This is a genomic window from Lachnospiraceae bacterium oral taxon 096, assembly GCA_018141845.1.
GTDB lineage: Bacteria > Bacillota > Clostridia > Lachnospirales > Lachnospiraceae > F0428.
Map to the genome: position 1 here is coordinate 1,912,979 of CP073340.1, position 15,399 is coordinate 1,928,377.

Genomic DNA, 15,399 nt, shown 5'->3' on the forward strand with positions numbered 1-15,399 from the left:
TACCACTTGATGGTTTTAGAAAGGCCCCAACCACAGTCTCTTTGCTCATTTGTTAATCAGTTAGATACCGCATGACGGTTTATTTAGAACGAGGCTACAATCGCAAGGAGTCCCTGTGGTTCTAAAACAGTATCAAATACATTTTAAAGGAGATTATTATGATTTATGTAGGAATTGATGTCGCTAAGGATAAGCATGATTGCTTTATCACAAACTCTAATGGAGAAGTATTATTTAAAGCTTTTACCATTTCTAACAGTCAAGATGGTTTCAATGACCTTTACCAAAGAATAGAATCTGTTATGGAAGATATAACAAAAGTAAAAGTAGGACTGGAAGCTACCGGACACTATAATTACAATCTTTTAGGTTATCTCATTGATAAAGGTCTGACCACCTATGTCATCAATCCGTTACATACAAATCTGTACAGAAAAAGTCTAAGCCTTAGACTCACGAAAACGGATAAAGTAGATGCCCGCACGATTGCTTACATGCTCATGTCTGATGTGAACTTGAAGTCCTACTCAGATACATCTTACCACAACGAAGAATTAAAGTCATTAACTCGTTATCGTTTTGATAAGGTAAAAGAACGTGCCAAACTAAAAACTTCCGTTTCAAGACTGGTCTGTATCTTATTTCCTGAATTAGAAAAACTTGTACCAACACTTCATATGACATCCATTTATGCATTGCTTTCTGAATTTCCCGGGGCTAAATATGTAGCTGGTGCACATCTTACCAGACTTACAAATCTTCTTTCAGATGCATCTAAAGGTCGATATGGTAAAGATACCGCCATAACTTTCAGGGAAGCTGCAAGGGCTTCTATCGGCTCAAATATGCCAGCCAAATCTCTTGAACTAAAACACACCATCAAGTTGATACTGGAACTTGCTTCTGAGATTGATGAAATCGAAAATGAAATCAAAATTATCATGGATGAAATTAATTCTCCAATTCTCAGTATTCCAGGTATCAACTATCGTATGGGCGCTATGATCATTGCCGAGATTGGCGACTTCAGTCGGTTTGATTCTCCTGATAAAATCTTGGCTTATTCCGGATTTTCACCATCAACATATCAATCAGGGCAGCTTGACTCAGCATACTCCCACATGGAAAAACGAGGTTCCAAATACTTACGATATGCTCTGTACAATGCTGCCAAGTATGTTTGCCACTGGGATTCGACATTTGCCAGGTACCTTACCAAGAAACGAGCTGAAGGCAAGCATTATAATGTTGCAATATCTCATGCCGTCAAAAAACTGGTTCGAGTTATTTATCATCTTGTAAAATCGAATCAGCAATACATTAAAGTAGCTTAATTAACTCTAATTCAATACTCCTTTTTCATGCACCTATCATGATGCTCTTTTTGTCATGCAGTTTTCAAAGTGCAAGGAGCTCTAACTGTATTCCGAATATATCTAAAATACATTTCTGTACTTTATTTAAAAAATATCATTTTAGGGCTTGACTTTTAATAGTTAGTCTTTCCTACAAATTACATTTTTATTGGTACTCATCCTTGCATTGCTTAATTTTGATACAATACTATATCTTAAAAATCTTTCTATATCCATTGTAATCATATCAAAACCACATCATTGGTTAATATTATACCATTTGTTCCTGTAACTGCTCTATACAAGTTACTCAAGTTAAATGTGCCAAGAATCTTGGTATCGGTGTTAGTACACTTGCCAAATGGGAAAGTCAATTTCGTGATAATGACGGTGACATTCCCGTTCGTGGCTCAGGGAACTATCAGTCTGATGATGCAAAAGAAATCGCTCGCCTTAAACGTGAGCTTCGTGATGCTCAGGATGTTCTTGATGTACTAAAAAAAGCCATAAGCATTCTGGGGAAAAGTTAACTATTGCTATCTATACAGACCGATAAATCCATCTATCTGCTTTGTACTGTCATCTTTATGCACATATATTTCTGCGCAAGGCAACATCATCAGATACAAGAAGCTGGATAATACATTTTTCTTTCAAAGCACGCTCACCCTTATACCTATAAAGACTGTTTTAAGGTCTAACACCTATTTGTCTCAATAGACTTTCAATGAAATCACGAGCATACTTGCGTTTTAATTTACTGTGATTTGCCTGGTTGTAATAGTTTCTAAGGCAGTTATAGCAAGAAGTGTTTTCATCGCAACATTGTTGTGATACTTTCGCATATGCTGCATTTAAAGATGTTATTACAGCGTTCTTCTCAACCAGTCTCTTAACATGACCTGCTCCTCCTGGAACATTGTCATAGATCAAAATATCATAGCTATGCTGCTCTAGATTCAGTTCAAGAACACCCTCTATGTCATTTCTCTCAATCCCAAGTCCAATACTTATTCCTTCAAGAAATGCATACATAAATGACAACGCAATCGCATAATCTTCCTTCGTAAAGGATCCTAACATAGGAATAGTAAATCGAGCTACATCTGTTTGGAATCGATGTCCAAGCTTAATTTGAGTAAGTTCTTCACAAGAGCAATCAAATTGCCTGTAATTCTTGTGTTTCTTTAATGATGTAGGTGTAATTACTTTTCCTTTTATTATGTCGCTATATCCACATACTGGGCACATATTGAATGATGACTTGTTCATGACAAGGAGCTCGTCATTGGTGCTTGTCTCAATGGTAATAGCATTTGATAAAGAAACAACATTCTCATCCTTTATACCACCACCAAGATATGATACTTCACCAGCATATGATCTCTTTGGCTTTGCACGGGTACTTTCTTTCGTGATACCAGTTTTAAATCCGTTTACTGGTTCAATATAAAATTCTTGTACCACTGTACCAAGAGGTTCTCCACAATACTTGCACTCATTTCCAGTTCTTGTACTTACAGACACATTTACCTTTTTACAATTAGAACAAGTGCAGAAATAATTTCGTGGATATTCTCCTGTTTTAGGTAAGGATATATACTTTGAAGTATATTTCTTGCCATCAACAATGATTTCTGAATCCGGAGCATATTCTGATATCGCTATTTTTAAATCGCGACTCAAATCATAGCTATTATCCAGAATACCTTCTTTATATATTTGCAATTCAACAACATCAACCGGGAACCCATATTTAGGAATGACACAGTACTTTGAAAGTGAATCAATTACCTTTTCCTTATGCAAATTCTCAATTTGTCTTTGGTAATAATCCGCTTCCTTATAGTTTTCTTCTGTTACAGCTTCCTTTTTCGCCTTCTCATACTCCTCTGCAATGGATTTAATTGTTGAAACAAAATGCTCCATCTTTTCATCATTGCCTTCGATTTCATCAAACCATTTAAAGTTGTGATAATCTCGATATACATTCCCAGGGAGTATTTTCTCGTTGATATAGATATTCAAATCACTCGGATGACTTGAAATATAGCTTTTAAACTCCTCTAATGCTTTTCCAAAGACTAATTCATCAATACTGCTGAAATAATCTGGGTGTAGTCTAAAGAAGAATCCTAAACATGTGGCCATCAAATGACGAACGATTATCTTATGATTTACTACATTAAAATATGGTGGCTTAATGACACCAGAAATCATTTTTTCTGGACTACAGAAATATGTATAATCATGAGATCCAGTCCCACAGTATGTCAAAATGTATGCTGCGCTATCTTTTCTTCTTCCTGCACGTCCTGCACGCTGAGCATAATTCGCAGGTGATGGTGGTACATTTCGCATAAATACTGTTTCAAGGTTACCAATATCAATACCCATCTCAAAAGTTGTTGAACAACTTAAGACATTGATTTTTTTATTTTTAAAGTCTTGCTGATATTGCTTTGCCTTCTTTCGATCAAGCTGAGCAGTATGTTCCTTAACTACAATGCTTTCGATTTTCTTTGTCTTATATTGTCTTCTGTAATAATTCGTTGCAAGTGCCTCATCCGGATCCACTTCACTCAATGTGCCATCACATTTATCCTGAACACACTTATTATGGACATTATATGGAGTCAAACGACCACACTTAGAGCAAATATAGTATTTTGAGGTCTTATAATTCTTAACTACATACTTACTTGCTTCAATTTGATAGCATTCCTTAGTTTCATGCTTCTTAAACAATTTACCCGCAACAGCCAAGTTGTTAAAAACAACCTCCAATAATGCTTTTGCTGATTCTTCGTCACAGTCACAAACTTTCTGAACATAACGAACAACCATATTATCCTTTCCCTTTACAGGTAAGAAACTTCTAACGCCATTTATTGTCTTAGGGCAATTGAACATTACGTAGTTATCAAATCTTCTATATTCCAAAGCTTCCATCTTTTCATCTGGGGTTAATGTTGATTTGATCAAGTTTATGGCAGGTGCAACTTTGAATATACCAAATACAACCTGCATAATTGTTTCCAGATCCTTCTTTGTAATGTTATATTCTCCAAATTCAGCTTCAACGTCCTCTTCGTCAACTTGAGACATGATGTCAGTTAGATCAACATCAAAGAAATACAATCCTAAACCTTCACCGTCATTCGAACCATCAACCTTTAATAGATCAACAAGTGTTGTAATCCAAGCATTTTTATGCGCACTTAAATCATTTTGAAATAAGTTACCTTCTTTAATCATTCCTGAAAGAGTTGCAGTAAGCTGATCTACAGAAATATTTCTATATTGATTATCTTCAATTACTTTCCAGACCAGTCTTTTCTGTAGCATTCTAATCTGGTTAGAATCCAAGAAAACTGCTGAAAAGCTAGCTTGTTGACGACTATCAGAAAATGCCAAAAATTGCTTTACATTCGACGTCTCTGGTTCTGATTGAATGCTTTCTTTTCTCTTCAAAGACAGTTTACCAGTTTTCTTTTTAGTCTCTGTTCCATCATCAATTGCTTCATACAAAATCTGAGCAAGTAGTGCAGTTCCCTCATCTTTTCCTACATTCAAGCTCTTAACAACACCTGCTCTTGCTTTGTGACCGCAACAAGGGCACTGATTTATATTATTGAACGCCGTTTCTTCTCCATCCTTCTTTGATTGGAGAACTTTAAATATAGAATGTTGAAAGCTGTCTCCGCAATTACATCTGCGTGCATTTAAATTTCCTGCAACATGAATCGCACCACACTTTGAACAAACCTTATACTCTTCAAGGATATCGTGGTCAACTTCCTCTTCATTTAATTCATTGCTCATCAAGAAGTAATCAATGCTTACAAATTCGTTATTTCCATAGTTTTCGTAAATATCAACTTCCTTGTTCTGATAGAGATAGTCAAGCCCCTCACCTTCATTACGCTGAATCTTTCCGATTATGTATGGCGAATTACAATATCTACAGTTTCCAGCTTCGAAAGCCTTTAAATCACCAAGCATATTGGTTTTAGTAAGGCTTAATTGTGGATTGTTTCCAAGAGTGATGTATGCACCAGCTAATGAGCGCACAAAAGAATGGTATTTCAGATCAAAAATACCTATCCCGTCTTTTTCTGCCATGTTGATGAGATCAATCAAATCTATCAACTGTTCAGATGTTAATTGATTATTAAAGCTAACAAGAATACTTTTAAAGCTCTTACTTCCATCTTTTAATACTTCATATAGATGGAAGACGTTTCTATCACCTACAAACAATTCATATAGATAACTCTTCAAGTCCATTGAATCTATGTTTTTGTATCTATTTCCAATGGTTCTAACCGTCTGTATATCATTCTTCGCTTTCTTTATTTCAGAATAATCCCCTGCGTCAATCGTATAACTCAGCTTCGAACTAGAAAGTAAAATTCTTTTAGAGAAGATGATATCTTGAATATCAAAACTTGCAGATGTAAGGCTTCTAGCAAAATTTACGATCTCGCTTTCAGATTTGCCTTGTTCACCCAACGTAGCACTTGTTAGAATAAAGCGTGGTTTATTTGGAGCCAATCCTGTCAATCTACGCATCAACAAAGATAATTCGATTCCCAATGAGCCATAATACGAATGTGCCTCATCAAGAACAACAAACTTCCAGTTATTTAACCTCTCTGGAGCAAAGATCGAATAATCATTTGGCCTGATCAATAAATATTCCAACATAGAATAATTCGTGAACAGCAAATATGGTGGATTCTTTCTAATTTCTTCTCTCGAAACCAATTCATTCTCAGGGATGAAAGTATCATTCTCTACACCATATTTCTCACGATAATTCTTAGGAACGCTTTCTTTCGTTTCCCCTGTAAAGAATCCATATGTAATTTCAGGACACTGTGTGAGTATTTTTCTTACTCGATCAATCTGATCGTTTACAAGAGCATTCATTGGATATAAGAATATTGCTCTAACACCAACTTCCATATTACCTTTTTCTACATCAGACATCAGTTCATTTAGAATTGGATACAAGAAACTCTCTGTCTTTCCTGAACCAGTACCTGTTGTAATAATTGCACTTCGACCAGAGCAAATACACCTAATACTCTCTTCCTGATGAGAATATAAATGCCTCTCAAAATTCATATCTCCCAATCTACGAAATGATTTACATACTACACCATCTGCAATCATTTCATCCAAGGACATTCCTCTTTTAAATGGCAAATTCAAATCGACATAAGGCCCCTTAAATAAATCTTCAACTTCCAATTGTTGCTCAAACAATTTTCGTAACTTTGGAGTTTTAAATTCAAAAGAAGACCTAAGATATTCTTTATACTGACTATTTATGTATTTAGATCGTTCAATAGGACTTCTCTTGCTCACACTGATTCAACTCCCTTCATATCGATATTGTAAGAAAAAATATCAGCAGCTTTGCCATCGTCCATCGAATTCATAATTCCATGATGATCGAAATCAAGCAACAGCCCATCTCCATCCTTAGTAATAGACAATTCTATCATTCCATCTATAACATCACTGCAAATTTCAATATCAACAGGATTTATGTTATCCAACATAAACGCACCATTGTATGTTCTTACATATACTTCACCTATATATTCATTTCCACTTATCATTTCTTTAAAATAAACATATGTTGTATTAAAGTAATGTCGCTTTCTTAGAAATTCTCCTCTGACAAGCTGATCAAAGTAGACTTCCTTAATTTTGAAGGATTTTCCTACAAAATCTTCTCTCGCATAAAAGACGATTGGAAATTCCTTTAAAATGCGTTCTTTTTTGAGCGAAAGTCCTCTCTCTTTTTCAAAGAAAACCACTTTATAGTTTATAAAAGATGATAAGTCATATACATTCTCTTGAACTTCTTTTTCCAAAGCAGAACTTGTATATACGACATTATCCTCATCATCAATTATCTTAAACCTAATATTCCCTTGTCCGTAAAAGCACGGCGTGACAACAAGAGCTTTGTCTTCATGACTATAAATAACCGTTGTTTTAGCCTCATCAAGAATACATTTGTTGTAACACCAGATTCCCTCATGAAAGCGTTCTTCTGCAACCAACACTATTCCCACACAATCATAATTCGACTTATATGACAGTAAGAAGCCTGCAGAGAATCTGCTAAATACTCCTTCATTCTTAAGCCCAGGTGCTTCTTCAATGATTTGACCAGCACTGGTTAGTAAGCATATTTTGTCATATTTGCATCCATACAGATCAATTGAACTTTCCTGAGTAATATCACCGATCCAAATTTCTTGTGAAAATGGTCTCCAATCTCCATTATCAATCCTGTATAACGGGAATTGGAATGGAACATAATAAATATATTCCTGATTATTCCAATTTAACTTAATCCAGTCTTCTTTAAAATCCTGAATACATATCTCATCAAAAATTGGTTGTGACATCAAATCAGAATCCACAGAAACAATATATGAATTCTTGTTGTTTTCAACCTGCTCAACATGAAGGTTTTTATCTATAGCAAATTGAGTACGTAGCACACTGATTCTTTTGCCAGAATATAACGCATTCACTCTTAGCTGATAAATTCCTGAACCTAAACAATCAAGTTTTAGCGAATACTTATTGATCCCTTTTCTTTCAACTGTAGAATGTTCAAAAGCATCCATTTTATACGAGCGCTGATTAATTTGGATTTCAAAACTGCTGTCCGTAAACTCACTTTCAAAAACAAGGAATAGCTCATCTTTAAATACTTCAAACTTGCAATCAGCCTGCGCAACGAAATATCCATCATATTTTTCACCAAACACACCAGGACGGATCATCTCAGAAAAATTGAAAATTTTATCATCGACAAGAACAGCATCTCCCAAGTGTGCACTATATGAAGATAGACAATATGCCTCTCCTGAAAAATACAAATGCAACTTATCAACCTTACTCTTCGTACAGAAAACAGCTGTTCCGGAATAGTCTTTATTATTTGCCTGTTCCTGCCCTCTCTCATCAAATACTATGAAGTTACGATGCAATCTGGTTTTGCTCTCATAAATCGCTTCATTTCCTGCTACCAACTGATAAACAATTCTTCCAAGTGGATTAGAAAGTTCAATTGCAGGATTCTTAATCTGATACCCACCAATGATTTTACGAATATCTTCTACATAATTATCATAAATGACCTTTTCCTCATTCTTAACAATGATTCTGATATTTCGATAATCATATGTAGCTTTCACGCGATGAATCGGAGGAACTAAATAAACCGTATTCCCATTCAAAACATATTCTGGTTCCCAACACGATCTTAATTGTTCGGATTTGCTTCGGTGTCCATACTCTTTCTCTCTATTAATTGTTGAAAGCCATTCTTCATATCCTCTTTTCAAATACGGATTGTGAAGAACGTTATCCTTGTCCCAAATATATTTATCAATCAGTCTAACAACAATGATACTAAGCTTAATAACTGCATCGTTATATACAGGATTAGTAATCAGCTGCTTTGTTGATTTAATCAATTTATATGTTTTCTTCGTTACATTAACTTTAAGTTCGTCACTTTCAGAACGCATTACATTCTGCAATCCATCATAAACAAACTGAAACTCACCATATAGATCATCAGGCAAATCGCTATCAAAATTTAACTTATATATGTCGTAGATAAACTCAAAGAATGCCCCCAGATAATAGCTTGGTACAATAGTCCCCGCTAATACCACATTGATAATACGAGTCTTTGTTCCTGTTACATCATCCTTTATTCTGTAATTATTTAATAACGTTCGAATAAGCCCCTCTACCTTTTGCTCTGAATAACGCTGGTACAAGTTCTTGTAAGTTTTTCTTACGGATTCATAAAAGACTCCATCATAGTAGAGCATACCAATTAAAACAAGAGACACAAATACAATTTCAGGATCATGGACATAGGTGCCAGAATACGAATTTAACGTAATGCCCAGTTCCCTCTCTGCACGGTTATGAATAATATCTATTGCTTCAGCATTATCCAATAAATCAATCAAATCAATACCGAGATTTTTTCTTTCTTTGACACAGGTTTTTAAGTACCCTATTTTCTTTTCTATCTGCGCATCGTTTAATCTCTTTTTGAGTATTTCTATAAGTGATTCTTGTTCCTCATGAGTAACAATACCATCTTCAAGTATCTGATCTATTTTTTCACAGATGATTTTAGAAAGCTTATGATCACGAATGAAAGATTCATTAGTTCTCATCCATTCCTACAAGCGACACACTTCTTTTTCGTTGATTTCATTGTCGCAAATAACACCTTTAATGATTCCATTAAGTTCATAAATCTTAGCAAAGGAATCAGTTTCAAGAGCTTTATATTGACTACAATTATCTATAAGCATTTCTCGTTCTTCATCTGTGATGATTCCATCTTCAAGCACTTGTTCTACCAGTGAAATTAATCGAGCTTGCCTAGGCTCGTAAGATAAGTTCCTGTTCTTTTTTACCCACGAAGATAATCCGGCTACCTCTAGCTTATTGATAATACCGTCGTAGCTAATGCCGTTTATTATTCCTATTAACTCATTTATGTTACGCATAGCTTGTGTGGTATTTGCTCCAAAAACTACCACAGCTCTCCTTTCATCTGGTATCTGTAATAAGCGTTTGCAAAACGCTAAACCCCGTATAATGATATGTACCCTCTTTACTGGACAACCAGTTGATGTGTCCAGGATTCTGGGTACATATCAAAAATCTTTCTATATAATAAAAGCAACTTCTCTCTTCACACCTTTAAATCAGACTCGTTTCGTAATTGCCTATTTTATAGTAACTACAACATCTTAAAATGCTTCAACGCATCTAAAATAGCTTCTTCCTTTTTAATTGGACACTGCGGGACTTTCTGTTTCTCATTTTTAGACTTATCATAGTGTTCACTAACTTCTAAACCATGCTTTTTCTTAACTTGTTCAATATACAGAGTAGATACTTCAAACCCAAACTTTTCCAAAACATAGTTTTGAATTTGCTTATAGGTAGCCTTGCTCTCAGCACTTGTTAAGTCCATATCATCCATAGGAAGTTCTACACTTATATGATTCTTTGAGTCCAATTTGGAAAGTAACACGATTGTCTCCACATGAGCAGTCTGACTAAAACAATCAAATGGCTGAATCTTTTCTGCCTTGTACTTATACTTTACAAAAACTTCCAAATCTCTAGCTAGTGTCTCTGGATTGCAAGAAACATAGATCACTCGCTTTGGTGAAAGTTTCCTAATCGCAGCAATAAACTCTGGTGTGCTCCCTGCACGGGGTGGATCCATAATAATCGTATCTATCTTTTCTCCATTCTCGGCGGCGGCCACAATCAAGGCGGTTGCATCTTGGGCATAGAAAGTGATATTCTTAATGGCATTTCTCTTTGCATTGGAAATGGCATCTCTAACCGCATCCTTGTTGAGTTCAACACTAATGACTTGCTTTACCTTTGAAGCTGCAATCAATCCAATCGTTCCCACACCTGCGTAAGCATCCAGTACCACTTCCTCACCTGTAAATTCTGCACAATCAATGGCAAAACGATATAGTTTTTCTGTCTGCACAGGATTTACCTGATAAAATGACTTTGGTGAAATGCGAAATGTCAAGCCACAGAGAACATCTTCAATATATCCCCTGCCAAATAGTGTCTCATTGCGATCGCCAAGCACCATACTTGTGCCCCTTGGATTGATATTTTGAACAATGGTCGTAATCTCTGGATGAGCTTTTTTTAATGCCTTGACAAAATTATTCTTGCCCGGGAAAATCGGCGAGGCGGTGACAAGCACCACCATCACCTCATTTGTTGCCTTACCTACACGAATTAGAGTATGACGCAAAAGTCCATATCCTGTGTCCTCATTGTAGGTTTTTATTTTAAAGGATTTACAAAGCTCCTTTATGGTCGCCACAATGGCCGAGGCCTTTTTGTCCTCAATCAGACAATTTTGTATATCCACAATATTGTGTGACTTTTTTTCATAAGTCCCTGCAATGACTTGACCTCGCATAAATCCAAATGCTGCACTCACCTTATTGCGATAATGATAAGGCTCTTCCATTGGAACAATTTCTTCCACTTTTCCAAATTTTGCAAGATATTTCTTTGCTGTCTCCTGCTTTTTCTCCAGTTGCTTTTTGTAGTCGATTTCAATGTAATCGCAACCCCCACAACGCTTTGCCACAGCACATTTTGTTGTGCTCTTGTTTATATCGCTCTTGTCTCGTTTAAAAGCCATTTCTTCTCCTCATCATCTAAGTATGGGCTGAGCGTCTTATACACCATTGCTTGATATTCATTGTATAATTGCTTATCTCTCTCCTCCATAATATCCACATTGAGTGGTTCTGGATCAAGAGGTACAATGGTCAATGAATCAAAGTGCAAAAATCCCTCCTGCTCATCCTTTACACTCACCACTAAATTCTCTACTCGAATGCCATGGCTTCCCTCAATATAAATGCCTGGTTCATCGCTGACTACCATGTTTTCACGAATAACCACATCTCTCCTTGGATCCGGATTTGGTGTAAGGCGAATGGAATTTGGTCCTTCATGTACAGTATTGCAAAAACCAACCCCATGACCTGTGCCATGATTAAAGTCTCTGCCATACTCCCACATCTTCATTCGAGCATAGGTATCGAGATTATATCCTCTTGCTCCCTCCTTAAATCTTGCGTTTAATAGTCGAAGCATTCCAATCGTTGTCAATGTGTAATCCTGCTTTTCTATGTCACTGGTTTCTCCAAGGGCAATGGTTCTTGTGACATCTGTTGTTCCATCTTTATACTGTGCACCTGAATCAAACAAATAGAGTCCTCTTGGTTCCAGTATAGCTGCTGTTTCTCTATTGGCCTTATAGTGAACAATGGCTGCGTTGCTCGCATAGCCACTGATGGTATCAAAGCTAAGTTCCACGCCAAGCCCACCAATTTCATCTTTTAGGCGAAGATTATCAAGGTAATCTGAAGCCTCCACTTCATTGATCTTCTCCCCCCTCTTGACACTTTCTTTTATCCACTTGATATATTTCACCATATACACGCCATCTCGAACATGGCTCTTTCTCATGTTAGCAATTTCTGTGTCGTTCTTTACAATTTTCATCAATGCCAACGGTGAAACCACAAAGATAAATTCATTGTCTTTTCTCGCATCGCAAAGTGTTTGATAGTCGCAATCCTTTTGATCAAGTAGAATCTTTCTTCCTTTTAGTTTCTTTACAAACTGATTCCAATCGTCGTACTCTGCTGTCTCAATGCCCTGATCCTTCAAATAATTTGCAATTTCTTCACTCATTGCACAACTTTGAATAAAGAGTGTACAACGCTCTTCTTCAATTGCCAAATACGATAAAAACAAGGGATTGCATTCAATGTCATCGCCACGAAGATTAGTCAACCAAGCGATATCCGAAAGTGAACACGCAAGAAGAACATCGGCACGATTTTCCCTCATTTCCTTTCGCACTCTCTCTAACTTTGACTTTGTATCCTCACCACAGTATGCATCAATTCTCCACACTTTTTTTGCACTGCGTGCTGGACGATCTAACCACACTTCATCGACAATATCGACATCTGTACGCATTTGAATTCCGTGCAATTCCTTCTCCCATTGCTCGCCCTCTCCTGCACCAAATAATTTTGCATAAAAGCCCAAAGTCTCTCCAATGCTTAGATTTTCTTTGAGATACTCAAGTAAGGTTGGAACTTTCTTTTCTCCCATTTCCATCAAATCAATTCCACTGCCCTCGAGTTGTTTTCTTCCTTGCACAAAGTAGCGACCATCAACCCAAAGTGCCGCACGATCTTTCAATACAACTAATGTTCCCGCACTTCCTGTAAAACCACTTAAATAGGCTCTACATTGGTCATGGTCACTAACATACTCACTTTGATGGGCATCTGCTGTAGGGGCAACCCACGCATCCATTCCATACTTTTTCATCACTTCTCTCAATTTTTGAATTTGCTCTCTCATATTTACTCCTTCCAATCTAAAAATAGACTAAAATAAATTCAACTTTTTACACGCCTTCCACACACCATCTTCTCCAATAGGATCTGTGACCATATCGGCGACGACTTTTAATTCCTCTACGGCATTTCCCATGGCCACACCCATTCCGGCTTCCTTAAGCATCTCAACATCATTACTTCCATCGCCAAAGGCCACAACATCCTTCATGCTCATTCCATAGTAGTGGCAAAGTTCCTTCAGACCTTCAGCCTTTGTAATGCCATTGGGAACAATGTCTGCCCCTCCCTTTCCAGAAAAGAGTAACACAGACAACATCGGAAAATGCTCCCCTAATCTCTTTGCTCCCGCAGGATCGCCATAATAGACTAGCGTATGCACATCCATTTTCTCAAGTAAATGATAATCCTTAAATCTTCGTCCACACTCACCCCAATTGAGCATCTCTCTCTCATAGATGTAGTCCTGATTTGTATAGTAGTCATCATCTCCATCTGTCATTCCAACAGCCTCTCCATGTTCCTCACTGTAAGTCAATATCCGCTTGACGAGTGCCTTGTCCATGATAATATCAGAAATGACTTCTTTTCCGACAACTACTCTTGCTCCATTTAGTTCTACAAGTGCATGGGGTAAAATTGAATCTACAATATCCCTGCTATAATAATTATGTAAATTTCTTCCACTGGCAAGTACAATTTTATGTCCTGCCTGTTTTAACTTTCGAATCGCCAACATTGCTGAATTTGGAATTTCATAGTCCTTATGATCGAGCAATGTCATATCAATATCAAATGCAATAATCATTTTTTCTCCTATTTCTCATCACATACCTGGAATATATAAAACTTTAAATAGTATGATTCTGCTGCTGCCCAAAGAATTGGGTGATCAGGTGCTTGGGTTGAAAAGCTAATCTGTCGAAGACGCTTATGAGCTCCTTTCGCTGCCTCGTTGATGGTCTTTGCAAAAGTTTGTTGATCCATATAGTGAGAACAAGAACAGGTTGCAAGATAGCCACCATCTAGCGTCAACTTCATTCCACGAATATTAATCTCTCTATAGCCTTTAATTGCATTTTTAATTGAATTCTTTGACTTTGTAAATGCTGGTGGATCGAGCACAACAAGATCATACTTTTCCCCTCTTTCCTCAAGCTCTGGCAAAAGTTCAAAGACATCAGCACTCACAAACTCTACATGATTCTCCAAGCCATTTTTTTTTGCATTTTCTCTTGCCTGACAAATGGCTAACTCAGAGGCATCAACGCCAAGAACACTCTTTGCTCCTCCTTTCCCTGCATTGAGTGCAAAAGATCCTGTATGTGTAAAGCAATCGAGTACTTTTTTATCCCTTGCAAGATCTTGAATTAACTTGCGATTATTCTTTTGATCGAGGAAAAATCCTGTCTTTTGTCCATCCTTGACATCAACAATGTACTTTACTCCATTTTCCACAATCTCCACATCAGTGTCAAATGGTTCGCCAATGAATCCTTTGACCTTCTCCATTCCCTCTTTGATGCGTTCCTTGGCATCAGAACGCTCATAGACACCGCGAATGTGGATTCCATCTCTAGCAAGAACTTCCTTTACTAGTTCAATAATCTCTAATTTCATTCGGTCAATGCCAAGAGCCAAGGATTCAACCACCAAAATATCCGAAAACTTATCAATCACCAGTCCTGGCAAAAAATCTGCTTCGCCAAAAATCAAGCGACAACTTGAAGTATCCACCGTATTCTTTCGATATTCCCAAGCATTTCTCACTCGCATTGCGATAAATTCTCTATCAATCACTACATTTTCTTTTCTCGTCATCATGCGAACACGAATTTTTGAGTTAATATTGATAAATCCATGCCCCAAGCAATAGCCATCAAAATCAAGTACGGTCACAAGGTCTCCATTGTCAAAAGTTCCCTCTGTACGCTCAATCTCATTGTCATAAATCCACGCTCCACCTGCTTTTAAAGCTCTGGCCTCTCCCTTTTTAATATGTACTATTCCAGGATATCTCATTTTTTCTCCATTTC

General features: G+C 36.9%; 8 protein-coding genes. 1 reads left to right on the top strand and 7 read right to left on the bottom strand.

Annotation, left to right across the window (positions count from 1 at the left end):
• Positions 1–158: 158 nt before the first annotated feature.
• Positions 159–1,334 (top strand): IS110 family transposase, encoded by a 1,176-nt coding sequence (locus J5A74_09235; GenBank protein QUI95549.1) that lies wholly within the window; start codon positions 159–161, stop codon positions 1,332–1,334.
• Between the two features lie 711 nt (positions 1,335–2,045).
• Here J5A74_09235 and J5A74_09240 read toward each other — a convergent pair.
• From J5A74_09240 to J5A74_09270, 7 genes are all read right to left on the bottom strand, one after another.
• Positions 2,046–6,731 carry a DEAD/DEAH box helicase gene (locus J5A74_09240; GenBank protein ID QUI95550.1) on the bottom strand — a complete coding sequence of 1,562 codons (4,686 nt, stop codon included), beginning with the start codon at positions 6,729–6,731 and terminating at the stop codon, positions 2,046–2,048.
• Positions 6,728–9,592 (bottom strand): hypothetical protein, encoded by a 2,865-nt coding sequence (locus J5A74_09245; GenBank protein ID QUI95551.1) that lies wholly within the window; start codon positions 9,590–9,592, stop codon positions 6,728–6,730. The genes J5A74_09240 and J5A74_09245 overlap by 4 nt, the downstream gene beginning before the upstream one ends.
• A gap of 6 nt (positions 9,593–9,598) precedes the next feature.
• The gene (locus J5A74_09250) at positions 9,599–9,931 is read right to left on the bottom strand and encodes a hypothetical protein (protein QUI95552.1); all 333 of its coding nucleotides are present in this window, start codon (positions 9,929–9,931) and stop codon (positions 9,599–9,601) included.
• Positions 9,932–10,167: 236 nt separating this feature from the next.
• Positions 10,168–11,619, bottom strand: coding sequence for a 23S rRNA (uracil(1939)-C(5))-methyltransferase RlmD (rlmD, locus tag J5A74_09255; protein ID QUI95553.1), 1,452 nt, complete (start codon positions 11,617–11,619; stop codon positions 10,168–10,170).
• Positions 11,589–13,367, bottom strand: coding sequence for an aminopeptidase P family protein (locus J5A74_09260; GenBank protein ID QUI95554.1), 1,779 nt, complete (start codon positions 13,365–13,367; stop codon positions 11,589–11,591). Before J5A74_09260 ends, rlmD begins: the two co-directional genes overlap by 31 nt.
• Before the next feature lie 27 nt (positions 13,368–13,394).
• Positions 13,395–14,171 (bottom strand): HAD family hydrolase, encoded by a 777-nt coding sequence (locus J5A74_09265; protein ID QUI95555.1) that lies wholly within the window; start codon positions 14,169–14,171, stop codon positions 13,395–13,397.
• Positions 14,172–14,179: 8 nt separating this feature from the next.
• The gene (locus tag J5A74_09270; protein QUI95556.1) at positions 14,180–15,385 is read right to left on the bottom strand and encodes a class I SAM-dependent rRNA methyltransferase; all 1,206 of its coding nucleotides are present in this window, start codon (positions 15,383–15,385) and stop codon (positions 14,180–14,182) included.
• Between the last annotated feature and the right edge of the window lie 14 nt (positions 15,386–15,399).